The 20,947-nt window shown below is 64.4% G+C and carries 25 protein-coding genes and 1 riboswitch; of the genes, 13 read left to right on the top strand and 12 right to left on the bottom strand.

Going from position 1 to position 20,947, the window contains the following annotated elements; all coding sequences use genetic code 11:
- Positions 1 to 67 precede the first annotated feature (67 nt).
- Positions 68 to 157: riboswitch (glycine riboswitch) on the top strand.
- Positions 158 to 301: 144 nt separating this feature from the next.
- From gcvT to gcvP, 3 genes are all read left to right on the top strand, one after another.
- Positions 302 to 1,450 carry a glycine cleavage system aminomethyltransferase GcvT gene (gene gcvT, locus AC0L3C_RS04645; RefSeq protein WP_473259150.1) on the top strand — a complete coding sequence of 383 codons (1,149 nt, stop codon included), beginning with the start codon at positions 302 to 304 and terminating at the stop codon, positions 1,448 to 1,450.
- Positions 1,451 to 1,461: 11 nt separating this feature from the next.
- Entirely contained in the window at positions 1,462 to 1,830 is a 369-nt protein-coding gene (gene gcvH, locus AC0L3C_RS04640; RefSeq protein WP_027518872.1) for a glycine cleavage system protein GcvH, read from the top strand.
- Positions 1,831 to 1,986: 156 nt separating this feature from the next.
- On the top strand, positions 1,987 to 4,851 hold the full coding sequence (gene gcvP / locus AC0L3C_RS04635; protein ID WP_473407383.1) for an aminomethyl-transferring glycine dehydrogenase: 2,865 nt from the start codon (positions 1,987 to 1,989) through the stop codon (positions 4,849 to 4,851).
- Between the two features lie 133 nt (positions 4,852 to 4,984).
- Here gcvP and AC0L3C_RS04630 read toward each other — a convergent pair whose 3' ends face one another.
- From AC0L3C_RS04630 to recA, 3 genes are all read right to left on the bottom strand, one after another.
- Positions 4,985 to 5,905 (bottom strand): hypothetical protein, encoded by a 921-nt coding sequence (locus AC0L3C_RS04630; protein WP_473407291.1) that lies wholly within the window; start codon positions 5,903 to 5,905, stop codon positions 4,985 to 4,987.
- 81 nt (positions 5,906 to 5,986) lie between these two features.
- On the bottom strand, positions 5,987 to 6,973 hold the full coding sequence (locus tag AC0L3C_RS04625; protein WP_473407290.1) for a hypothetical protein: 987 nt from the start codon (positions 6,971 to 6,973) through the stop codon (positions 5,987 to 5,989).
- Between the two features lie 99 nt (positions 6,974 to 7,072).
- Positions 7,073 to 8,161 (bottom strand): recombinase RecA, encoded by a 1,089-nt coding sequence (gene recA, locus AC0L3C_RS04620; protein ID WP_007602214.1) that lies wholly within the window; start codon positions 8,159 to 8,161, stop codon positions 7,073 to 7,075.
- A gap of 561 nt (positions 8,162 to 8,722) precedes the next feature.
- Between recA and AC0L3C_RS04615 the strand changes: the two genes are divergently transcribed.
- Positions 8,723 to 8,890, top strand: a complete 168-nt coding sequence (locus tag AC0L3C_RS04615; protein WP_473259156.1) for a hypothetical protein — start codon at positions 8,723 to 8,725, stop codon at positions 8,888 to 8,890.
- Between the two features lie 711 nt (positions 8,891 to 9,601).
- Here the strand turns inward: AC0L3C_RS04615 and AC0L3C_RS04610 are convergent.
- Positions 9,602 to 9,859: a DUF2798 domain-containing protein gene (locus AC0L3C_RS04610; RefSeq protein WP_473259159.1), complete on the bottom strand. Its 258-nt coding sequence runs from the start codon at positions 9,857 to 9,859 to the stop codon at positions 9,602 to 9,604.
- A 261-nt stretch (positions 9,860 to 10,120) separates the two neighbouring features.
- Between AC0L3C_RS04610 and AC0L3C_RS04605 the strand changes: the two genes are divergently transcribed.
- Positions 10,121 to 10,309, top strand: a complete 189-nt coding sequence (locus tag AC0L3C_RS04605; RefSeq protein ID WP_473259163.1) for a hypothetical protein — start codon at positions 10,121 to 10,123, stop codon at positions 10,307 to 10,309.
- Positions 10,310 to 10,470: 161 nt separating this feature from the next.
- Positions 10,471 to 10,704 (top strand): DUF6894 family protein, encoded by a 234-nt coding sequence (locus AC0L3C_RS04600; protein WP_027518878.1) that lies wholly within the window; start codon positions 10,471 to 10,473, stop codon positions 10,702 to 10,704.
- Between the two features lie 9 nt (positions 10,705 to 10,713).
- Here the strand turns inward: AC0L3C_RS04600 and AC0L3C_RS04595 are convergent, their stop codons facing one another.
- Both AC0L3C_RS04595 and AC0L3C_RS04590 read right to left on the bottom strand, forming a co-directional pair.
- Positions 10,714 to 10,968, bottom strand: coding sequence for a hypothetical protein (locus AC0L3C_RS04595; RefSeq protein ID WP_473259167.1), 255 nt, complete (start codon positions 10,966 to 10,968; stop codon positions 10,714 to 10,716).
- A gap of 105 nt (positions 10,969 to 11,073) precedes the next feature.
- On the bottom strand, positions 11,074 to 11,385 hold the full coding sequence (locus AC0L3C_RS04590; protein ID WP_473259169.1) for a hypothetical protein: 312 nt from the start codon (positions 11,383 to 11,385) through the stop codon (positions 11,074 to 11,076).
- A 359-nt stretch (positions 11,386 to 11,744) separates the two neighbouring features.
- On the opposite strand from AC0L3C_RS04590, the gene AC0L3C_RS04585 reads away from it, so the two are divergent.
- Entirely contained in the window at positions 11,745 to 12,209 is a 465-nt protein-coding gene (locus tag AC0L3C_RS04585) for a PaaI family thioesterase (protein WP_473281982.1), read from the top strand.
- A 110-nt stretch (positions 12,210 to 12,319) separates the two neighbouring features.
- Here the strand turns inward: AC0L3C_RS04585 and AC0L3C_RS04580 are convergent, their stop codons facing one another.
- Positions 12,320 to 12,613 (bottom strand): HdeA/HdeB family chaperone, encoded by a 294-nt coding sequence (locus AC0L3C_RS04580; protein ID WP_007602202.1) that lies wholly within the window; start codon positions 12,611 to 12,613, stop codon positions 12,320 to 12,322.
- Between the two features lie 180 nt (positions 12,614 to 12,793).
- Between AC0L3C_RS04580 and AC0L3C_RS04575 the strand changes: the two genes are divergently transcribed.
- Positions 12,794 to 13,036, top strand: a complete 243-nt coding sequence (locus AC0L3C_RS04575; RefSeq protein ID WP_473281985.1) for a PilZ domain-containing protein — start codon at positions 12,794 to 12,796, stop codon at positions 13,034 to 13,036.
- A gap of 46 nt (positions 13,037 to 13,082) precedes the next feature.
- On the opposite strand, the gene AC0L3C_RS04570 is transcribed toward AC0L3C_RS04575, so the two are convergent.
- Both AC0L3C_RS04570 and AC0L3C_RS04565 read right to left on the bottom strand, forming a co-directional pair.
- Positions 13,083 to 15,119, bottom strand: coding sequence for a pyrroloquinoline quinone-dependent dehydrogenase (locus AC0L3C_RS04570; RefSeq protein ID WP_473407289.1), 2,037 nt, complete (start codon positions 15,117 to 15,119; stop codon positions 13,083 to 13,085).
- A 12-nt stretch (positions 15,120 to 15,131) separates the two neighbouring features.
- Positions 15,132 to 15,365, bottom strand: coding sequence for a hypothetical protein (locus AC0L3C_RS04565; protein ID WP_247400416.1), 234 nt, complete (start codon positions 15,363 to 15,365; stop codon positions 15,132 to 15,134).
- A 184-nt stretch (positions 15,366 to 15,549) separates the two neighbouring features.
- On the opposite strand from AC0L3C_RS04565, the gene AC0L3C_RS04560 reads away from it, so the two are divergent.
- Positions 15,550 to 15,954: a hypothetical protein gene (locus AC0L3C_RS04560; RefSeq protein ID WP_473259180.1), complete on the top strand. Its 405-nt coding sequence runs from the start codon at positions 15,550 to 15,552 to the stop codon at positions 15,952 to 15,954.
- A 110-nt stretch (positions 15,955 to 16,064) separates the two neighbouring features.
- Positions 16,065 to 16,397, top strand: coding sequence for a hypothetical protein (locus AC0L3C_RS04555; protein WP_473281990.1), 333 nt, complete (start codon positions 16,065 to 16,067; stop codon positions 16,395 to 16,397).
- A gap of 75 nt (positions 16,398 to 16,472) precedes the next feature.
- On the opposite strand, the gene AC0L3C_RS04550 is transcribed toward AC0L3C_RS04555, so the two are convergent.
- The 3 genes from AC0L3C_RS04550 to AC0L3C_RS04540 are packed head-to-tail and all read right to left on the bottom strand — an operon-like array spanning position 16,473 to position 17,752.
- A complete protein-coding gene (locus AC0L3C_RS04550) occupies positions 16,473 to 16,829 on the bottom strand; it encodes a carboxymuconolactone decarboxylase family protein (protein WP_473407288.1) in 357 nt (118 codons plus the stop codon).
- Between the two features lie 21 nt (positions 16,830 to 16,850).
- Positions 16,851 to 17,318 carry a DUF6691 family protein gene (locus AC0L3C_RS04545; RefSeq protein ID WP_473259185.1) on the bottom strand — a complete coding sequence of 156 codons (468 nt, stop codon included), beginning with the start codon at positions 17,316 to 17,318 and terminating at the stop codon, positions 16,851 to 16,853.
- Between the two features lie 5 nt (positions 17,319 to 17,323).
- Complete coding sequence (locus tag AC0L3C_RS04540) at positions 17,324 to 17,752, bottom strand: YeeE/YedE family protein (RefSeq protein ID WP_473259187.1); 429 nt, start codon at positions 17,750 to 17,752, stop codon at positions 17,324 to 17,326.
- Between the two features lie 95 nt (positions 17,753 to 17,847).
- Here AC0L3C_RS04540 and AC0L3C_RS04535 point away from each other — a divergent pair, with 95 nt between their 5' ends.
- From AC0L3C_RS04535 to AC0L3C_RS04525, 3 genes are all read left to right on the top strand, one after another.
- The gene (locus AC0L3C_RS04535) at positions 17,848 to 18,168 is read left to right on the top strand and encodes an ArsR/SmtB family transcription factor (protein ID WP_473259190.1); all 321 of its coding nucleotides are present in this window, start codon (positions 17,848 to 17,850) and stop codon (positions 18,166 to 18,168) included.
- Positions 18,169 to 18,201: 33 nt separating this feature from the next.
- Complete coding sequence (ccoG, locus tag AC0L3C_RS04530; protein WP_473407287.1) at positions 18,202 to 19,641, top strand: cytochrome c oxidase accessory protein CcoG; 1,440 nt, start codon at positions 18,202 to 18,204, stop codon at positions 19,639 to 19,641.
- A 142-nt stretch (positions 19,642 to 19,783) separates the two neighbouring features.
- Positions 19,784 to 20,947: a GNAT family N-acetyltransferase gene (locus AC0L3C_RS04525; protein ID WP_473407286.1), complete on the top strand. Its 1,164-nt coding sequence runs from the start codon at positions 19,784 to 19,786 to the stop codon at positions 20,945 to 20,947.

The following is a 20,947-nucleotide window of genomic DNA, read 5'->3' as shown; positions in this document are numbered from 1 at the left end:
GTTGGAAAGCCGCCGATGCCGCGTTGACAGGCTTGGCCGGCCTGTGGTCTTTACCCATCTGTATCGTACGGCCACGTCGGGAGAGACCGGCACTGGTAGCCGGCGCCGAAGGAGCAACCGCCCCGGAAACTCTCAGGCAAAAGGACCGCGTGGCTTTGACAGCATCTGGAAAGAGGCGCCGACGGGTTTAGATCCGGACAGCGTCCGCCGACGGGATAATACTCTCAGGCACAGCGACAGATGGGGCTTCGACTGGTGTCCACGGGAAATCGTTCCCGGGGAACCGCCGAGGGCCCCCCCGATGCTTGCACGTGACGACAAAGACTCCCTGAAACGCACCCCCCTTTACGACCTGCATGTTTCGCTCGGCGGCAAGATGGTGCCGTTCGCGGGCTATGACATGCCCGTGCAATATCCGGCCGGAGTCCTGAAGGAGCACCTTCATACCCGCAACGCAGCCGGCCTGTTCGACGTCTCCCACATGGGCCAGATCGCGCTCCGGCCGAAATCCGGCAAGGTCGAAGACGCCGCCCGCGCGCTGGAACGGCTGGTGCCGCAGGATATTTTGGCGATCGCGCCGGGCCGGCAGCGCTACGCCCAGTTCACCAATGCCGAAGGCGGGATTCTGGACGATCTGATGGTCGCCAATTTCGGCGATCACCTCTTCCTGGTCGTCAATGCCGCCTGCAAGGCCGAGGACGAGGCGCATCTGCGCGCGAATCTTTCGGACGACTGCATCATCGAGCAGCTCTCCGACCGCGCGCTGATCGCGCTGCAGGGGCCGAAGGCGGAATCGGCGCTGGCGAAATTATGTGCAGAGGCACCCGCCATGAAGTTCATGGATTCCGGCCCGCACAAGGTCGCCGGCCTCGACTGCTTCGTCTCGCGCTCCGGCTACACGGGCGAGGATGGATTCGAGATTTCGGTTCCTGCGGAGGATGCCGAACGGCTCGCCAAGGCGCTGCTGGACAATGCTGACGTCATGCCGATCGGGCTCGGCGCCCGTGACAGCCTGCGGCTCGAGGGCGGGCTTTGTCTTTACGGCCATGACATCGATACCGCGACCACGCCGGTCGAGGCGGCACTGGAATGGTCGGTGCAGAAGAGCCGCCGCACCGGCGGCGCGCGTGCCGGCGGCTTCCCCGGCGCGGAAAAGATTCTCGCTCATTTCGATCACGGCGCATCCCGCCGCCGTGTCGGCCTGCGCACCGAGGGCCGCGCGCCGGTGCGCGAGGGCGCGCTGCTGTTTGCGAATGCGACCTCCGCCGAGCCGATCGGAAAGGTCACCTCGGGCGGTTTCGGCCCGAGCCTGAATGCGCCGGTCGCGATGGGCTATGTGCCCACCGCATCGAGCGCGATCGACACAAAACTCTTCGCCGAAGTGCGCGGCCAACGCCTGGCCGTGCAAATCGCCGCCATGCCCTTCGTGAAAAACACCTACAAACGCTGAGGACCGAGACAATGACCACGACGCTGTACACCTCCGACCACGAATGGCTTGCGATCGACGGCGATGTCGCCACCGTCGGCATCACCGACTACGCGCAGTCGCAGCTCGGCGACGTCGTGTTCGTCGAATTGCCCAAGCTCGGCCGCACGCTGAAGAAGGCGGAAGCCGCCGCCGTCGTGGAATCGGTGAAGGCCGCATCGGACGTCTATGCGCCTGTGACGGGCGAAGTGCTCGAGACCAACGCCGCGCTCGCTGCCGAGCCCGCGCTGGTGAACTCGGATGCGCAAGGCGCGGCCTGGTTCTTCAAGATCAAGATGGCCGACAAGAGCGAGCTCGGCGGTCTCATGGACGAAGCGGCGTACAAGGCCCATACGGCGTGAGATGATGCAGACCCAACCGATCGTCATGCCCCGCGAAGGCGGGGCATCCAGTAGCCACCGGCAGCACGGATTGAACCGAGAAGCCGCGGCGTACTGGACCGTCCGCCTTCGCGGACGATGACGACGACGACAGATGACCTAAAGCGAGGACCCATGATGACCGCGCACCGCAAATCCAACGGCGACACCACCGCCTTCGTTCGCCGCCACATCGGCCCTTCCGCCCGCGACGTCACCGCGATGCTCGAGGCGGTCGGCGCGAACAGCGTCGACGCGCTGATGGCGCAGACGCTGCCGGCCTCGATCCGGCAGGCTGCCCCACTCGATCTCGGCAAGCCGCTCAGCGAAACCGAGGCGATCGCGCATATGGGCGAGCTCGCCGCCCAGAACCAGGTCTTCACCTCGCTGATCGGCCAGGGCTATTCCGGCACGATCCTGCCTGCGGTGATCCAGCGCAACATTCTGGAGAACCCGGCCTGGTACACCGCGTACACGCCCTACCAGCCCGAGATCAGCCAGGGCCGGCTGGAGGCGCTGCTCAACTTCCAGACCATGATCTGCGATCTCACCGGGCTCGACGTCGCCAACGCCTCGCTGCTCGACGAGGCAACCGCGGCCGCCGAAGCGATGGCGCTCGCCGAGCGACACTCGCGGGTCGAAGCAAAGGCCTTCTTCGTCGACAAGGACGTGCATCCGCAGACGCTCGCCGTGATGCGCACCCGCGCGGAGCCCCTGGGCTGGACCCTGGTCGTCGGCGATCCCCTCACCGATCTCGACAAGACCGACGTGCTTGGCGCGCTGCTGCAATACCCGGGCTCGTCAGGCGCCGTGCGCGACCTCAGGCCCGCGATCGCCAGCCTGAAGGCCAAGGGCGCGCTCGCGGTCATCGCCGCCGATCTGCTGGCGCTGACACTGCTCGCCTCGCCCGGCGAGCTCGGCGCCGACATCGCCATCGGCTCTGCCCAGCGCTTCGGCGTGCCGATGGGTTATGGCGGCCCGCACGCGGCCTATATGGCGGTGCGCGATGCGCTGAAGCGTTCGCTGCCCGGCCGCATCGTCGGCCTCTCCGTGGACTCGCGCGGGATGCCGGCCTACCGTCTCGCGCTGCAGACCCGCGAGCAGCACATCCGCCGCGAGAAGGCGACCTCCAACATCTGCACCGCGCAGGTGCTGCTCGCCGTGATCGCCTCGATGTATGCGGTCTATCACGGTCCCGAAGGCTTGACGCAGATCGCGCGCAATGTGCATCGCCGCACGGCGGTGCTGGCCGCAGGCCTGCGCAAGCTCGGCTTTGCGCTACAGTCCGACAGCTTCTTCGACACGCTCAGCGTGGATGCAGGCGCGAAGCGTGCCGAGATCATCGCGCGCGCGGCCGCCGAGAAGATCAATCTCGGCGTTGGGGAAGACAGCTTGCGGATCGCGCTCGACGAGACCACGACGCCGGCGACCGTGGAAGCGGTCTGGCGCGCCTTCGGTGGCCAGCTTGCCTATGCCGAGATCGACGCGACCACGCGCGAGGCGCTGCCGGAGGCGCTGAAGCGCGCGACCGCCTTTCTCACCCACCCGGTGTTCCACGCGCATCGCTCGGAGACCGAGATGCTGCGCTACATGCGCAAGCTCAGCGATCGCGACCTCGCGCTCGACCGCGCGATGATCCCGCTCGGCTCGTGCACCATGAAGCTGAACGCGACCACCGAGATGATGCCGCTGACCTGGCCCGAGTTCGGCTCGTTGCATCCTTTCGCCCCGCGCGAGCAGGCACGTGGCTATCACGCGTTGTTCGCGCGCCTGGAGAAATGGCTGTGCGATATTACCGGCTATGACGCGATCTCGCTGCAGCCGAATTCCGGCGCGCAAGGAGAATATGCCGGGCTTCTGGCCATCCGCGGTTATCACGCGGCGCGTGGCGAGACGCATCGCAAGATCTGCCTGATCCCTTCCTCCGCCCACGGCACCAACCCGGCTTCCGCCGCGATGGTTGGCATGGACGTGGTGGTTGTTGCCTGCGAGAAAAATGGCGACGTCGATGTCAACGACCTCCGCGCCAAGGCCGAGAAGCATTCGAACGACCTTGCCGCCGTCATGATCACCTATCCTTCGACCCATGGCGTGTTCGAGGAGCACATTCGCGAGATCTGCGACATCGTGCACGGCCATGGCGGGCAGGTTTATCTCGACGGCGCCAACCTCAACGCGCAGGTCGGCTTGTCCCGGCCCGGCGATTACGGCGCCGATGTCAGCCATCTCAATCTGCACAAGACCTTCTGCATCCCGCATGGCGGCGGCGGCCCCGGCATGGGCCCGATCGGCGTCAAGGCGCACCTTGCGCCGTTCCTCCCCGGCCATCCCGCGACGGACGGGAACGCGCCTGTGGGGCCGGTCTCGGCGGCGCCGTTCGGCTCGGCTTCGATCCTCACCATCTCCTACATCTACATTCTGATGATGGGCGGCGAAGGCCTCAAGCGCGCCACCGAGATCGCGATCCTCAACGCCAACTACGTCGCAGCCAGGCTCGATGCGCACTTCCCGGTGCTCTACAAGAACGAGAAGGGCCACGTCGCACATGAATGCATCGTCGACCCCCGCGCGCTGAAGACGACCTCAGGTGTCACCGTCGACGACATCGCAAAGCGCCTGATCGATTACGGCTTCCACGCGCCGACCATGAGCTTCCCGGTGCCGGGCACGCTGATGATCGAGCCGACCGAGTCGGAATCCAAGGCGGAGCTCGATCGCTTCTGCGATGCCATGATCGCGATCCGGAAGGAAATCGCCGAGGTCGAAGCCGGCCGCTTCAAGATCGAGGCTTCGCCCTTGCGCCACGCCCCGCACACCGTGCACGACATCGCGGACGACGATTGGAAGCGCGCTTACACCCGCGTCGAGGGCTGCTTCCCCGCGGGCACCTCGCGCACGGACAAATATTGGTCCCCGGTCGGGCGCGTCGACAACGTCTATGGCGACCGCAATCTGGTGTGCTCGTGCCCGCCGGTGAGCGATTACGCGGAAGCCGCGGAGTGACGGATCGTAGGGTGGGTTAGCTGGCGGGCTGCGCAAAGCGCAGTCGCTGGCGTAACCCACCACTTCTGTCTCCGAGGAAATGGAAGAGGTGGGTTACGCTTCGCCAACCCACCTTACGGCACGGAACACGCATTTAGGGCGCGATCAACGAGCGCGTCTCGGGGTCCCACCGCCAGAGACGCTCGTTGGTCAGGTGAGTGCCGCCCCACCAGCGATCAATCCGGTTGTGCCGGCGAAAATCCTGGTCGCCTCCCAGCACCGCCTTGCCGAACTCGGTCAGCGACAACTGCGACCGCTTGTACCGATCGAAGCGACTTGAATCGTCGTGCATCTCTAGTGAAAACGGACCTTCATCCAGTCCCGCCACGGCCGGCCTCTCGCAGCGCGCAAGACCGTCAAGCAGCGCTCCAACTTCCCAATAACCATACACATCCGGCTCGTTGCACTTCTGATGGCCCGGGAAGACATCGAAAGGCTGCATGCCGCCTCGCGCGATGAGCTGGAGTATCCGCGCTTCCGTGGCTCCAAGGCCTGAGGCAGGGCGCGGAAGTTCGTTGAGCAGAGCCCTCACGTGAGGGCCGAGTTGTGGCAACCAGCTCAAATCCGTCTTGAAGAGATCCGGCCACCTTTGCGGGGTCGGCGCACGATAGGCCCGCCATGCACGGCGGGCCGATTTGAGTTGACGAGCTGTGATCGCGACAGCCGGCGGGTAGAGTTCGCTTCGCGGTGGGTCGACATCCCTGACACCCAAGAACAGGGAGCGCACGACAAAGCCAGGATTTGCATCGTGTCGGCGGCCCCAATGATCGAGCAGCCAGAGCAGGATCAATTGCGCATTTGGCTCCGGCCCTCGCCAAAACTCGACCGTGTCATATTCCGCGAGCAGTTCGATCAGTCCTCGATCCTTCGCGCTTGATCCGTCGAGACGCCAGGACGGCGTATCGTCGAGCCAATGAAGCCCGCGAGGCTGCGTCCTACGCGGCGCAAAGAACGCGTCCAGCTCTGCATCGGTCGGCAGCGGTCCCCAGACCAGCCGGCGCTCGATCGCAATCACGAGGTCGGCAAGGCCCGCCTGTTGAATGGCGCCGGCGATGGACGAGTCGGTTGTGACAATTAGCCGGGTCATGCCGTGGTCTCAAGGCTTCGTCAAAACATGGCCGTAACGCCACAGCCGATCGTTGGTCAGGTGCGTGCCGCCCCACCAGCGGTCGATCCGGTTGTGGCGACTGAAATCTTCCTGATGAGCCAGGACGGCCTCCCCGAACTCGGTCAGTGACAGTCGGCTGCGGACATATGCGGCATGCCGATCCCTGTGATTCTCGCGGTCGATCGTGCGCAGTTCGTCGTCCAATCCGGCCACTGCGGGCCTGGGGCCGAGCGCGAGCCCGTCGAGCAACCGACCCAACTCAGTCTCTCCAAACACGAACGTGCGCCGATGCGAGCGCAGGTGAAACAACGCACCCGTGTTCGCAAACCCTCTGGCAAGCATCTCCAAGAACCGCATCTCCGTCGCACCGAGTCCCGTCGAAGGCGACGGGAGTTCTGCTAGGAGATCGAGCAAGGCCGGGCGCAGCATCAGCAATGCACTGAGATCCTGGTGAAGGAGATCGACGCAGGCCTCAGGGGTCGTCGCGCGGTAGGCCGACCACGCCAACCGGGCAGTCTCGAACTCCTGGGCCCTAACAGGCACGACATGAATGTGCGGCTCGGACGCAGCGAGATCTTCACCGCGTTCCGTCGTCAGCTCGGATGCCACAAGTCGAAGTTTAAGCTTTGGCACCAGCGAGGAGCAGGAGCTGAGGTGGTCCAGCAGGCAGACGAGCTGCAATTGATCCCGGGGAGCTGGGTCGAACCAAAGTTCAACCACGTCATATTGCTCGCAGAAGTCCGCAAGGGACAAGTCTTTGCGGTCCTTGATGCCCTTGGGCCACCGGATGCCCCAGTCAGACCAATGATCACCTGGCCCGAGATTCGCCGAACGCGCCGCGAAAAAGGCTGCGAGCTTCTCGGGCGAGGGCAGCGGTCCCCACTCAAAGTGAAACGAGGATGAAATGACAAGCTCCGCCAAACCCGATCGGGCGAGCCCGCTTCCGGACGAACTGGTCAGGATCACATTCTTCATGGCCCCGCTCACCCCACGCAAAACGAAACAGGCGCCGAAGACGTCGGCAACTCAACGTCCTCAGCGCCCGCTCCTCGCGAAAAACTCTACTGTTGAAGCTTACTCGTCCCCCGGCTCCTCGCCGTCGGCGTCACGCTCGGGGCTGCCGGCGAGAATCTGCTCGGCGATCAGGCCGGAGTTCTGGCGGATCGAGGTCTCGATCTTGGCGGTGATGTCGGGGTTGGCCTTCAGGAACGCTTTCGAATTCTCGCGGCCCTGGCCAAGACGCTGGCTGTCATAGGAGAACCATGCGCCGGATTTCTCGACGATGCCGGCCTTGACACCGAGATCGAGGATCTCGCCCATCTTGGAGACGCCCTCGCCGTACATGATGTCGAACTCGACCTGCTTGAACGGCGGCGCCAGCTTGTTCTTGACGACCTTGACGCGCGTGGTGTTGCCGACCACTTCGTCGCGCTCCTTGATCGCGCCGATGCGGCGGATGTCGAGGCGGACGGAGGCATAGAATTTCAGCGCATTGCCGCCGGTGGTGGTCTCCGGCGAGCCGTACATCACACCGATCTTCATGCGGATCTGGTTGATGAAGATCACCATGGTATTGGACTTGTTGATGGACGCCGTCAGCTTGCGCAGCGCCTGGCTCATCAGGCGGGCCTGCAGACCCGGCAGCGCATCGCCCATCTCGCCCTCGAGTTCGGCCTTCGGCACCAGCGCCGCGACCGAATCGATCACCAGCACGTCGACCGCGCCGGAGCGCACCAGCGTGTCGCAGATTTCCAGCGCCTGCTCGCCGGTGTCCGGCTGCGAGATCAGCAGTTCGTCGATATTGACGCCCAGCTTGCGCGCATAGACCGGGTCGAGCGCGTGCTCGGCGTCGATGAAGGCGCAGATGCCGCCCTTCTTCTGCCCTTCCGCAACCGTGTGCAGCGCCAGCGTGGTCTTGCCCGAGGATTCCGGCCCGTAGATCTCCACGACGCGTCCCTTCGGCAGGCCGCCGATCCCGAGCGCGATATCGAGCCCGAGCGAGCCCGAGGAGACCGCCTCGACATCCATCGAACGGTCGTTCTTGCCGAGCTTCATCACCGAGCCCTTGCCGAACTGCCGCTCGATCTGGGAGAGCGCGGCGGCCAGAGCTTTACTCTTGTCCATGGAAGATCCTTCGACGATACGCAGGGCAGTGGTGGACATTGGGTCGTGCTCCTTATGGCGAGGATTCGCTAGAGGGACAAACGGCTGGCGAGGCGGCGCGGCGATAAAATCAATGTACCCTATTTGTTCTAGGTTCGCAATATGTTCTTTTGCCAAAGCGGCCGCCCACTGAGGCGGCCTTACTTAGGATCCCACGTCAGGTGCCCGTTTCGACATTCAGCAATTGTGAACATCCGACCTGTCCTCGGATCGGCAATCTCTGTGATCCTCACGATCTCAGCGTCGCATCGAGTGCACTTCCCATGCTTCGTTGCATGATCCCGATCCGGTTTCATTGTGGCTCCGTTGCCAGATTGAACGAACAATCCGTACGCGGAGAAACGACCGGAGCACCTGATATGGATCAAACCAGGCCGCTGCCAAATTCAACTTAGGCCACTGGGGCTTAGGACAGGCCACTACCCGGATCTTGGCGCTCTCTGACACGCATCAAAGACGGATGCCCTGCGCGCCGTCAGAATTCCGCAATCCTGCGGCACCGAACCTTTCGCGGTCTGCGGTCTTCTCTTGGATGGGACCGTAACTCTGGGGACTTCAGTCATGACGGACAACACGCATCACGATACGATCCGGCGCATTCCGCTGCTGGAGGCGGCGCGGGAGGAGATGAGCAAGTTCGAGCGCAAGGAAAACGAGTTCCGCAAGAAGGACCGCGACGAGCGTGCCGCCGAACTCCTTTTGCCGCTGGACGCGATCAAGGTTCACTAAGGCCGTCGGGACGAGGGCGTAGGAGCCGAGGCCAGCCGGCCGACGCGTCAGGCGTGGCGATGTTCGCCAGCGGCAACGCGCTGGCGACAGTGCCGGAGCGGCCGCCCGTTGATCTCAGGGAATCGGCACAGGAATCGAGATTCGGATCGCCATGGAGGCGAGTCCGAGCCGATATGGTATCCAAATACTACAAGTAAGCCATTGATTAAACGAGGGAATTTGTAGGCGGGCTACTGTGCATGGGGTTGTTTTCGTGTTTTTGAAAGGCGCGCATGGGCCTTTCCACCCCGGAGCCGTCTCCCGCAGCCAACACCGCCTACAGCAGAACCAGCAACCCGATCCCGATCACCAGCACGACGAAGCCAGCCGCCGTCGCGGCGGCGAATGACCGCTCTACGTTGTCCATGATGCCACCCCGTTGCCGGCACGCCACGTTTCCCCCATGGCAGCACCGTCATTGCGAAATCTCGCCTGCGGTTGTGTCCTGAGTTGTGCGAACGGATGTCGAAATTGGGACCGGTGCGGGGCCAGTGTGCGGCCCCGCGCTCTTGGCTTTCGCTGCCGCCGGCGGGCCTTGTCAGGCTGTCGTAAGCTGAGCCGGCTAGGGTCGCCTAGCTATGGTGTTGCAGCCCAGCACCTCAGCCTCCAATAACCTTCTCCCCGCTTGGTTCTCCAAGCGGGGTTTTTTCATGCCGATTTTCATGCCGCCTTTCATGCCGGCCGGCCGGTTTGCGAACCGCCCTCCTCCCGCGTCAGGCGCAGCGAGAAGGCGCGGATCGCCGGCGCCGCGAGCAACACGATCGGCAGCATCGCCGCCCATGCGATCAGCCACGACACCATCCAGTGCGCGAGGAAGTCCAGCGCGTTCCCTACAGGAAGGCTGGCGATGCCCGCGGCGACCAGCGAGGTCAGTCCGGACTGGATGATTCCGAACACGAAATGAGAATAGCGGCGGGGAATGCCCGGCATGACGCGCCCATGTTGCTGACCGTCATCGAACCAAGCAAGGCACATGCCGCCGCGTTCCGGAAGGCGCCCTTACCCATCCCAGGAACTCTGTTCTTGGCCGGAGAACCACGGGAGAGGCCTCGCGCCGCCGCTGGGCGGCAGTGCGTGCGTTTGCGGGATAGCCGTGAGGTATCCGGGGCCTACCGACAGATTGAGCTTTCGCTGGAATATTATGCCGCCCAGCATGTTCTCAGTGATGGAAGTGAATCGTGGGAGATCGCCATGAATCACAGGGGCGTCGAGTTCACCGTCACCAAGACGGCAATTCCCGGGATCTGGCGGTGGCAGTTCCGGATCGGCGAGCAGATCAAGACCGGCAGGACCGAGACCAAGATCGATCTGTTGGCGATCCGGCGGGTGCAGCTGAGGATCGATCGGGAGCTGAAGGCGATCGGGCGCAAAACCGCCTGAACGGCCGCACCGAGATCGTCGGCGGCATGGCTTGCAGGGCGCTCGCCGCGCCCACGGGGCTATTCCGTAGCCGCCCGGAATTGATCTGCCGATGGTTTGGGATTGGACTGCCGCGATTATGGCCGTGGGGACGGAGCCATCAGGCGCGATCGGTACGAACCATGCCGCTCTACTTTTTTCGAATCCGGAACGGCAGCTATTCCGGCTGTGCCGACCAGGCGTCGGAATTTGCCGATCGCGATTTGGCCTGGAAGGAGATGACCAGCGTCTGCGCCGACATGGCCGCCGGCATCGCCCGCAAGCTCCAGGAAAATTCCGAATGGAACATGGAGCTGCTGGACGAGGCCAAGGAGCCCGTGTTCCGGATCCGCATCACATCCGAAACGTTCGAATAGGGGCCAGGCCTAATCCGCGCTGGGCAGCCGCCGCATCGTGAATTCGATGTCGCCGCCGGGCAGCTCGCGCCAGGTCTCGACCGCGCTCATATAGCCGGCCTTGGGGTAGCGGGCGAAGAAAGCCTGCGCCCTCTCCCGCGCCGCCGCGCGCGGCAGCGTGAAGGTCTCGCGCAGATAGCCGTCGCCGGCCCTCGTGCCGGGCTTGCCGCCCATCTTGCGCCGGCGCGCCATCCGCTCGGCGAGATCCCGCGGACGATCGGCCATGTTCTGCTCTCCTCGACGCAATACGCTCCCGCGCAATGTAGGAAGCAGGCCGATCAAAGAGGAGTCCCGGCCGGAGGCATCAACCGCCTCCGATCGGGCAGACGGTCAATTGGCGGTCGTGCCGGATTTCTTCTTCGGCGCACCGGTCGCGGCCGACGCCTTTGGCGCCGCCGCCTGCTTCGGCGGGTCGGAGCGCATGCCGCCCCAGGGATCGTTGGAGGCCTTGGAATCCGGAATCTTCTTCAGCGTCTCCTTGTAGGCCCTGTCACGCTCGGCTTCCGCGGCCTTCTCCTCGGGGGTCTTGCCAGGCCCCTCCTGCAGCAAATTGAGATTGGGCATTTGCGCATAGGCCGGTCCCGCCAGCACGGTCGGTCCCGCCAGAACAGCCAGCACCGCGGCCATACGGAAAAGCTTCATCATGTACTCCTTGATCATCCATGGCGGCGCGGGTCGCCCGTGCCTTGTCACCCCTGTCACAACCGCAGGGGCCGCTCGGCCCGCTAGAGCCGGTCCGATCTGCACGATTTCGGCGCATGGAGCCAGTCGTCCCAGATCGGGCCGCACTTGGTGCACCCGTTCAGCAACAGGCCGAGCCCGGCCAGACAAAACACGAGGACATACCGACGCAACATCACCCACCCATACCCACTCCGTGGCATCATACCGGGCGAAGTCAGGCATTTTCAAGCCGACGGGCCCGTAGCAGACCGGGTGACTTTGCCGCGCCGGTCCGCTCGGAATGCCGAACATGCGACAATACGGAGGGAACGACAGCAATGCCATCGCAGCCAGAAGCCGAGTTCGGCATCTCTGAGGCCCGACGCATCCTCGGCGAAGTCTTTGCCCCCTGGATCCAGGATCTCAATCTGTCGGTCGAGCGCATCGAGCACCTGCCGCCGCCGGACGTGCCGGACTGGCAGCCGGCAGCGCTCCTGCGCATGCCGTTCTCGGAACGGCTGTGCCGCAACGGCGGCGTGGTCTGCGGCCAGGCGCTGATGGCACTCGCCGACACCGCGATGGTGATCGCAAACCTCGCCGCCAACCGCGGCTATCGTCCGATGACCACCGTCGACCAGACCACGCATTTCATGCGCGCGGTCTCCTCGTCGGACGTGCTGGCCGACGCCCGCGTGGTGCGACTCGGGCGCACCATGAGCTTTGGCCGGGTCACGCTGCTCTCGGCCACCGACAACAAGCCGGTGGCGATGGTGTCGAGCGCGTTCGCGATGCTGCCGGGGTGAGCATCAAAGAAGAAAGCCGCGTGAGCGCAATGCGCACCGCGGCTCTCGATGGCGTCATGTCGAGACGGGAAACGCGGTTGTGATCGCGCGTCGCGCCGTCACGGCAGAAGCTACTTGCCGAGCACTTCGTCAGCCGCGGTGACGATGCTGACGTTCGGATTTTTTCCGCAATAGCTGCCGAACTGCTTGGCGTTCTCGACGAACACGTCGGTGTCGATGATCGCGTTCTCTTCATCGCCCTTGTACCAGCCGTCCATCCAGGTCAGCACCATCTTGATGGTGTCGTCGCCGCTCTCCAGGAACTGCTTGCAGCTCATGGTCGCGAGATCGAGCTTGGTGGCGTGGGCGGGCATGGACGACAGCGAAAGCGCTGCGGCGAACAGAAGCGAAAACGTGGTCTTCATCAATATCTCCATCGGCGCGTAGCGCCACAAAGGAACGGCTTGGGGGAAAATCGGCGGAGTGACTTCCGCTTCGACGTCGTAAACGAAATCTGAAGCACTGTGCAAGTAGCGCCAGTATTGAGTTTAGTTCAACGTAATTTCTATGCACTACTTCACAAAGATCATTATGGATTAACGCGGATGATCGAGAAGCGTGCAGCGCAGCGTTACCGTGTTTTCAAGGGTGGAAAGATCACCTTTGAAAACAGCGGCATCACGTGCACGGTGCGAAATATGTCGGCGGACGGCGCCGCAATCGACCTCGATGCCCTCGTCACATTGCCGCAATCGTTCACACTCGCGATCGCGCGCGACAATTTCGTGCGCAAATGCCGCCCCGTCTGGCGCCACGAAAGGCGCATCGGCCTCGCTTTCGTACAGTAGTGCACATGATGTGAATGATCGTTCGCATCGCGCGCGCGATGCCGCGTCATGTTCGCGCGCTACGTCGCCGGCGCCGCCAGCGCAGGCTTGCGACAACGAGCGCGACAATCGCGAGCGCGATCACCGATGATGCCGCAAAAAATCGTCCACCGGGGCGATCGATGGTACGCGACCACAGCGACGGCCCCTCGCCCGGCCGTGCCAGGCGAAACGCAACGACGCTGTCGCCGATCGAGGTGCCTGCCTCGGAGTGGCCACCGGCGCCGATCGCGACATACTGCTCGCCCTTCCAGAGATAGGTCATGGGATTGGCGACGCCGGGCACGGGCAGCCGACCCTGCCACAGCTCCCTGCCGCTGCGCGCATCGAAGGCGCGCAAATAGGCGTCCATCGCTCCGGTGAAGACGAGCCCGCCTGCCGTGACCGCGAGCCCGTTGACGAGCGGCGCACCCCACGGCAGCGGCACGCCGAGCGGGGCGAGATCCTCGGTGGTGCCGACCGTCGAACGCCAGAGGATCTTGCCGGCCTTCAGATCGACCGCGACCATCTCGCCCCAGGGCGGCTTGTTGCAAAGAAACCCGAGCGGCGACATTACGACCGCACGCGACATCGCAAACGGCGCACCATTCTGCTGGCCGAAATCATGACCGGGCGGAGGATCGAATCCGGTCGCCTCCGCCCGCGGAATCAGCTTGATGAGATGAACGGCCCGGCTGGTATTGGCATAGAGGACCTGGTTGAGGGGATCGAAGGCTGCGCTGCCCCAGTTGACGCCGCCGCCGGTGAAAGGGAACTCCAGCGTGCCTTGCGTTGAGGGTGGCGTGTACAGGCCCTCGTTGCGTGCCTCCGCGAACTGCTTCTCGCAAGCTGAGCGGCGCAGGCTAGGAACGAGCGAGAGCGCATCCTCAGTCGAGATTTTTTGCGACATCAGCGGTGGCACATGCGTTGGGAATGGCTGCGTGGGCGACAGCCGTTCGCCTTCCGCGGCCCCCTGCGGGACGCTGCGCTCCTCGACCGGCCATACCGGCTTGCCGGTGTCGCGATCGAGCACGAAGACAAAGCCCTGCTTGGTCGGCTGGATCACGACGTCGCGCTGACCTTCGTCGGTGTCGATGCGCGTGAGTGTCGGCTGCGCCGGCAGATCGTAATCCCAGACGTCGTGATGCACGGTCTGGAATCCCCATACGAGCTCGCCGGTCTCGATGCGCAGCGCGACCACCGAATTGGCATGCTCGTTGTTGCCCGGCCGCTTGCCGCCCCAAAAATCCGGCGACGGCGAGGACGTCGGCAGGAATACCAGTCCGCGCGCCGCGTCGACCGACATCGGCGCCCAGACATTGGCGTGACCGGCTTCGATGCCGTCGCGCTTGAGCGGCTCGAAGGTCCAGCGCGGCTGACCGCTGCGCGCATCGAACGCGCGCACCATACCGCTCGGCGCGTCGACGCGGCGGTTGTCGCCGATCGCGGAGCCGACCACGACGACCCCGCGCCCGACCGCCGGCGGCGAGGTGATCTGGAATTCGCCGGGCCATTCCAGCTTCATGCCGATATCGGGCCTGACCTCACCACCCCTGCCGAATCCGCCACAGGGGATTCCCGTCTTCGCATCGAGCGCGATCAGACGAACATCGTTGGTGCCCATGAAGATGCGCGATCGACATGCGGCATCTACAGGCGCCTCGTCGTCGATCCAGTAAGTGACGCCGCGGCAGACGTAACGATTGGCGGGACGCTGGTTGATCGCGATCTTGGGATCGTAGCGCCATTTCTGCGCGCCCGTGCCGGGATCGAGCGCGATCACCTCGTTGAAGGGCGAGCAGAAGACCAGGCTGTCCTCGACGAACAGCGGCGTCGCCTGGAATTTGGTTCGCCGCATCACCCCGGGCGGCCGCGCCGCGAGATCGCCCGTGTGGAATTCGAAGGCCCGCACCAGGTTGCCGACATTGCCGGGCGTGATCTCTCGCAATGGCGAGAAGCGCGAGCCACCGGGATCGCCACCCCAGCTCTCCCAAGCGATGCCTGGCCACGACGAAAACAAGAGGAGCGTGACGAGAGCGGCCGAATAGCACGGGCGGCTCGCCAACGCCCGCCTCACCTATTTCGGCTTCTTGGCAGGTTCAGGCGGCCGCGCCCCGCTCCACGGATCGTACTTCTCCTTGGACTCGGGAATGCGCTCGAGTGCGGCCTTGTAGGCCTTCTCGTCGACCTTGGGCTTGTTGTCCGCCTTCTGGCCGCCCTCGTTAGGCTGACGCCTGCCGCCTCCCATCTGCGCCTGCGCGGAGGCAACCGCCAGCGCCAGCACGGCGGCCGCTATGATCAAAATCCTCATGGGCGCAATCCCCCTCGTCTGGGGTACAAACTAGCCGGCAATTATCGAATAGCCAATGCTGCGGGCTCCGGAGCTTGAGCAAATCCTGACTTCAGGAAATCCCGGCTTCAGCAAATCTTGATCGGCCGGGTCTTCGTCGGATCGCATTCGTGCCTATGTTTTGGCCCGCAGGGGACCTTCACGGATGTTACGGATTATTGCTCATGCCGCGCTGATCGCCAGCGCGCTCGCGCTCGGGGCCTGCGGCTTTGCGGACAGCCGCGCACCGGTGCCCGAGTTCATGCGCATGAAGGAGGCCGAGCAGCCTCCGCCCGAATCGCCCCCCGACGTCAAACGCGTCGTGCGCGAGCAGATCGAATTCGTCTTCCTCAGCACGTCCTATCCGCGCGAGGTGCATGTCGCCACACCCCATCGAGAGGTGCGGGGATCGGGTTGGACAGCTTGCGTCCGAGCCCACCTCACCTCGGCGACCGGCTCGCCGCTCGGGCCACAGACCTACATCGTGACCATATCAAGCGGAAAGGTGGTCGATCGCCGCCGCGCCGAAGCGGACGACATCTGCGGGTCGGAAAGCTACGAGCCGATCTAGGGAACGGATCAAGCCGACATCCGATCCGGTTCCGGGAAAAACCTGTAATTTTGCCGGAACGATCACGGCCTCCCCTTCTTGTTACCGCCGAGGGCAGTTTCGAGGAGGACATGATGAGGACATTCACGATTGCGTTGCTGACTGGTGTCGGAGCCTTGGCAGCGGTGAGCGGCGCGAAGGCCGCCGACGTTTACACGAGCAGCGAATACACCAGCCCCGATCTCGTCCAGCAAGTGCGACTGGTCTGCGATGATTCCGGCAATTGCTATCGCACCCGCGGCGGCTCGCGCGTGATCGTGCGCGACTCCTACGCGACCATGCCGCGCGACCGCTACTATGAGCGCCGCACCTATCGCGACTGGGACGACGGTCCGCGCGGCGGCGTCGGCATCCGCGCGCCCGGCGTCAGTGTGGGCGTCGGTGTCGGCGGCGACCGCTGGTAGTCGATGAAGCCACGACAGGCGGGAGCCGACGAGACAACTCGCCCGGTCCCGCCTCTGCAATTCGCATCGCAGACGTCAGGCGGCAAGCGTCTGCTGCTGGAACTGCTCGTAGGCCGCGATCGCATCCGCGGCATACATCAGCGATGGCCCACCACCCATATAGACGGCCATGCCGAGCGTTTCCTCGACCTCCTCGCGCGTTGCACCGAGCTTGACCAGGGCTTCGGTATGGAAGCCGATACAGCCCTCGCAATGCGCGGCAACGCCGAGCGCGAGCGCAATCATTTCCTTGGTCTTCTTGTCCAGCGCGCCGTCGCGCGTGGCGGCCTGGGCAAGCGCGGCAAATCCTTTCATGGTGTCCGGAATGTCACTGCGCAGCTTGCGCAGGTTGGCGGAGATTTGGCGGGTGATCTCGGGGTAATTCTTGTCCATGACTTACTCTCTGCGTTTACTCTAGGTGTCGAACGGGTCGGCCGGCGTGATGAAGCGCGTCAACGACGGCAGGTGAGCGATGAAACGGGCGAGCACCATGCCGGCACTCATTGCAGCGACGAAGATGACGGCGGACACGGAGCCAAATCCAAGCGCGGTCAGCGCCGGCCCCGGACAGAAGCCCGCCAGTCCCCAACCCACCCCGAAGATCGCGGGGCCTGCGATGATCCTGGGGTCGATGTCGCTTCGCGTTGGAAGATAAAATCGTTCGGCGAAGTAGGGACGCGCGAGCTTCAGGACCCGTTTGAAGCCGGTGAAAGTCACGGCCACCGCGCCGGCCATCACGAAGGCAAGGCTCGCATCCCACGTCCCCGCAGGAATGCCGCCGACGTCGAGGAAGTTCAGGACCTTCGCCGGATTCGCCATGCCCGAGACGATCAGGCCGAGGCCGAAGATCACGCCGATCAAGAATTGAACCGGTATAGCCATCGCCATCAGGTCCCGTGCCGCATCACGAGGACCGTCGCCATGCCGGTCGCCATGAAGGTCATGGTCGCGACCAGCGAGCGCGCCGAGAGCCGCGACAGGCCGCAGACGCCGTGGCCGGAGGTGCAGCCACTGCCCCAGACCGAACCGAAACCCGTGAGCAAGCCGCCGACAATCAAAACGACCGGCTGCGCCTCGATCGTCTGCGCCGGCAGGCTTCCGGTGACGAGCAGCACCAGCACGGGCGCGGCGACGAGGCCCGCGACGAAGGCAAGCCGGCCAGGAAATTGGCGGTCCTCGTAAGGGGGAAACAGTCGCGCCGCGATGCCGCTGACGCCGGCGATCCGCCCCGTCGCCCACATCAGCAGAACGGCAGACAAGCCGATCAGCGCACCGCCAACAAGAGAGGCGATTGGCGTAAATGATGTCGAGACCATGCGACCTCCGGATCGAGAGCACGCCCGGCGCGGACACCGGATACCATTACTTTAGCGCTTTCGTATTTTCGAATATACTAATATACATGTCGGCCATGAAACGCAAGGTCCGCAATCAAGAGTTGGTCGCGCTTGAGGAGAAGGCCGAGGAGGCTTCCCGCCTCCTCACGGCCATGGGCAATCCGAAGCGGCTGCTGGTCCTCTGCAACATGCTGGACGGCGAGAAGTCGGTCGGCGAGCTCGCCGACATCGCAGGCCTGTCGTCGGCCGCACTATCTCAGCATCTCGGCAAGATGCGCGCATTGAGCCTGGTCAAACCCAGAAGGGATGGTCAGACGGTATACTACAGCATCGCGAGCCAGGAAGTCCGCTCGTTGCTGGAGACGCTGTACCGCCTCTTCTGCACTCCCGGATAGGCGCTCGCCCGCGCTAGACGCGAGGAACGCAGGATGACCGACGATACCATCATCGAGGGCCCGCTTTACGAGAAGCGGAAGAAGGTCTATCCGCAATCGGTCCGAGGGCCGTTCCGCCGCATCAAATGGGCGATCCTCTGCGTCACGCTCGGGACCTACTATCTGCTGCCCTTCATTCGCTGGGACCGCGGACCCGGCCTGCCGAACCAGGCTGTCCTGGTCGACTTGCCGCATCGTCGCTTCTATTTCTTCTTCATCGAACTGTGGCCGCAGGAAGTCTATTACTTCACGGGCCTGCTCATCATTGCCGCCATGGCGCTGTTCCTGATGAACGCGGTGGCCGGTCGTATCTGGTGCGGCCACATGTGCCCACAGACGTTATGGACCGATTTGTTCTATGCGGTGGAACGCTGGGTCGAGGGCGACCGGCGCGAGCGCATGCTGGGCGACAAGCGCTACTGGACCTTTGGTCACATCCGAAAGGTCGCAACCAAGCACTTCCTCTGGATCATGATCGCCTGGTGGACCGGCGGCGCCTGGGTGCTCTATTTCGCTGACGCGCCGACGCTGGTGAAGGAGCTCGCCACTTTCCAGGCCCCCTTCATCGCCTATCTCTGGATCGGCATCCTGACCGCAACGACCTACGTCTTTGCAGGCCACGCCCGCGAGCAGATCTGCATCTACATGTGTCCCTGGCCGCGCATCCAGGCGGCGCTGACCGACGAATGGGCGCTCAACGTCACGTATCGCCGCGACCGTGGCGAGCCACGCATGTCGGTGAAGAAGGCGCACGTCGCCCGCACCCAGGGCGACATCGCGGGCGACTGCATCGACTGCCAGCAGTGCATCAATGTCTGCCCGACCGGCGTCGACATCCGGCACGGCATCCAGCTCGGCTGCATCCAATGCGGCCTGTGCATCGACGCCTGCGACACCGTCATGCGGGAGATCGGCCGGCCCGCCGGCCTGATCGGCTATGATACCGACATCAACATGCAACGCCGGAGCGAGGGCAAGGCGCCGATTTACCGCATCATCCGCGCGCGCACCCTGATCTATACCGCGGCCATTGCCATCGTCGGCGGCATCATGCTCTACGCGCTCGCCACGCGCGCGACGATGGACGTCAACGTGCTGCACGAGCGCAATCCACTCTTCGTTCAGCTCGCCGATGGCGGCGTTCGCAACGACTACACCGTGCGCATCCTCAACAAGGGCGCGCAGCGGTCGTTTGCGCTCGAGGTCTCCGGCCTGCCGGGCGCGACAATTCGCGTCGCCGGCATCGAGACCGGAGCTGACGGCAAGCCCGTCGTCGAGGTCGGGCAGGATCAAACCCGCGAGGTCCGGCTGTCGGTGCAGGTCGACCCGACCCAGTTGCCGCAGACCTCGCGCGACATCGACATCAGGATCACCGACACCGCCGGCGGCGGACGTGCAAGCGCCCGCGACCATTTCGTGCCGGGTGACCGCTAGGCACCGTCTCCCGCGGTATCCGGCGGCTCGCGGCCGGATGCTCAACGAGACGTTAATATTACCACTCGAATTGAAGCGGCGTCCCAACGGTATTTTCCAATCTTTGCGCTAAGCATGGCCTCCTGAACGGGGACGACGGGACGTGGTCGACATCGCGCACCAGGATGCGATCAAGCCGGGATCGGCAAAGCATGCCGCGGCGGCGCGTGCGCGCGTCCCGCTTACGGCGATCGAACCCGGCCAGTGGCGCGCACTCGCGCAGCGCGCGATCGAGCCGAACGGATATTACCTGCCGGGCTGGGAACTCGCTGTCAGCGCAACCGCGCGCGACCGCACCGATGCCTCGGCGCTTCCCGCATGCGATGGATCGCGGCTGATCGGGCTGATGCCGGTGATCTCGCTCTGGCGGGCATGGAAGATTCCCCTGCCCGCGCTGGTGAGCGCGCATCCTTACGGCACGCTATGCAGCCCGCTGATTGACCGCGATGCCCCGATCGAGGGGGCGACGCGCCTGCTGCAGCAGGCCCGCGCGACCGGAGCGCATGCGCTCGTGCTGAACGATGTCGCGCTCGATGGGGCGGCAATGACCGCCCTCAGCCAGGTTCTGAATCGGGACGGCCTGAAGCCGCGCCTCCTCGACTCCTACATCCGCGCCAGTCTCGACGCGACGCAGGACGGTGAGACGCTGCTACGCGACGCGCTCGGCACCAAGAAACTCAAGGAGCTACGCCGCCAGCGCCATCGCCTCGAAGATCACGGCGCCGTCGTGTTCGACGTCGCGCGCAGCCCCGACGAGATCAGGCCGGCGCTCGAGACATTCTTGCAGCTCGAAGCCAGTGGATGGAAGGGCAAGCGCGGAACCGCGCTGGTCCAGCACGCCGGCGATGCAACCTTCATCCGTCGCGCGGTTCCCGCGCTGGCGGAAACCGCGCAATGCGAGATCGTCACCCTTCGCGCCGGCGCGACGCCGGTGGCTGCCGGCATCGTGCTGCGCCACCAGGATCGCGCTTTCTTCTTCAAGCTCGGCATCGACGAGCGCTTTGCAAGATATTCGCCGGGCGTGCAGCTTACGCTCGAGCTCACCCGCCGCCTCTGCGCCGATCCCGCCATCGCCAGCGCGGATTCCACCGCGAGCGCCGATCACCCGATGATCAACCCGATCTGGCGCGGGCGCTTCGCCGTCGGCGACGTGCTGATACCGCTGCGGCGGAACGACCCGATCGTGGCGCTCGTTCACGGAGCGCTCGCGGCGCACGGCATCGCCTACGCGGCGGCTCGCCGCGCAGTTCGCCTGCTTCGTAAATAG

This window comes from Bradyrhizobium sp. WSM4872 (assembly GCF_055811715.1).
The sequence above is the reverse complement of the archived record's forward strand: the minus strand, read 5'-3'. Positions and strand labels throughout refer to the sequence as shown.

Excerpts from the sequence above, each read along its gene's own strand:
- gcvT (WP_473259150.1), top strand. The coding sequence starts at position 302 with ATGCTTGCACGTGACGACAAAGACTCCCTGAAACGCACCCCCCTTTAC.
- gcvH (WP_027518872.1), top strand. The coding sequence starts at position 1,462 with ATGACCACGACGCTGTACACCTCCGACCACGAATGGCTTGCGATCGAC.
- gcvP (WP_473407383.1), top strand. The coding sequence starts at position 1,987 with ATGACCGCGCACCGCAAATCCAACGGCGACACCACCGCCTTCGTTCGC.
- AC0L3C_RS04625 (WP_473407290.1), bottom strand. The coding sequence starts at position 6,973 with ATGAAGAATGTGATCCTGACCAGTTCGTCCGGAAGCGGGCTCGCCCGA.
- recA (WP_007602214.1), bottom strand. The coding sequence starts at position 8,161 with ATGTCCACCACTGCCCTGCGTATCGTCGAAGGATCTTCCATGGACAAG.
- AC0L3C_RS04615 (WP_473259156.1), top strand. The coding sequence starts at position 8,723 with ATGACGGACAACACGCATCACGATACGATCCGGCGCATTCCGCTGCTG.
- AC0L3C_RS04610 (WP_473259159.1), bottom strand. The coding sequence starts at position 9,859 with ATGCCGGGCATTCCCCGCCGCTATTCTCATTTCGTGTTCGGAATCATC.
- AC0L3C_RS04605 (WP_473259163.1), top strand. The coding sequence starts at position 10,121 with ATGAATCACAGGGGCGTCGAGTTCACCGTCACCAAGACGGCAATTCCC.
- AC0L3C_RS04600 (WP_027518878.1), top strand. The coding sequence starts at position 10,471 with ATGCCGCTCTACTTTTTTCGAATCCGGAACGGCAGCTATTCCGGCTGT.
- AC0L3C_RS04595 (WP_473259167.1), bottom strand. The coding sequence starts at position 10,968 with ATGGCCGATCGTCCGCGGGATCTCGCCGAGCGGATGGCGCGCCGGCGC.
- AC0L3C_RS04590 (WP_473259169.1), bottom strand. The coding sequence starts at position 11,385 with ATGAAGCTTTTCCGTATGGCCGCGGTGCTGGCTGTTCTGGCGGGACCG.
- AC0L3C_RS04585 (WP_473281982.1), top strand. The coding sequence starts at position 11,745 with ATGCCATCGCAGCCAGAAGCCGAGTTCGGCATCTCTGAGGCCCGACGC.
- AC0L3C_RS04580 (WP_007602202.1), bottom strand. The coding sequence starts at position 12,613 with ATGAAGACCACGTTTTCGCTTCTGTTCGCCGCAGCGCTTTCGCTGTCG.
- AC0L3C_RS04575 (WP_473281985.1), top strand. The coding sequence starts at position 12,794 with ATGATCGAGAAGCGTGCAGCGCAGCGTTACCGTGTTTTCAAGGGTGGA.
- AC0L3C_RS04565 (WP_247400416.1), bottom strand. The coding sequence starts at position 15,365 with ATGAGGATTTTGATCATAGCGGCCGCCGTGCTGGCGCTGGCGGTTGCC.
- AC0L3C_RS04560 (WP_473259180.1), top strand. The coding sequence starts at position 15,550 with ATGTTACGGATTATTGCTCATGCCGCGCTGATCGCCAGCGCGCTCGCG.
- AC0L3C_RS04555 (WP_473281990.1), top strand. The coding sequence starts at position 16,065 with ATGATGAGGACATTCACGATTGCGTTGCTGACTGGTGTCGGAGCCTTG.
- AC0L3C_RS04550 (WP_473407288.1), bottom strand. The coding sequence starts at position 16,829 with ATGGACAAGAATTACCCCGAGATCACCCGCCAAATCTCCGCCAACCTG.
- AC0L3C_RS04545 (WP_473259185.1), bottom strand. The coding sequence starts at position 17,318 with ATGGCTATACCGGTTCAATTCTTGATCGGCGTGATCTTCGGCCTCGGC.
- AC0L3C_RS04540 (WP_473259187.1), bottom strand. The coding sequence starts at position 17,752 with ATGGTCTCGACATCATTTACGCCAATCGCCTCTCTTGTTGGCGGTGCG.
- AC0L3C_RS04535 (WP_473259190.1), top strand. The coding sequence starts at position 17,848 with ATGAAACGCAAGGTCCGCAATCAAGAGTTGGTCGCGCTTGAGGAGAAG.
- ccoG (WP_473407287.1), top strand. The coding sequence starts at position 18,202 with ATGACCGACGATACCATCATCGAGGGCCCGCTTTACGAGAAGCGGAAG.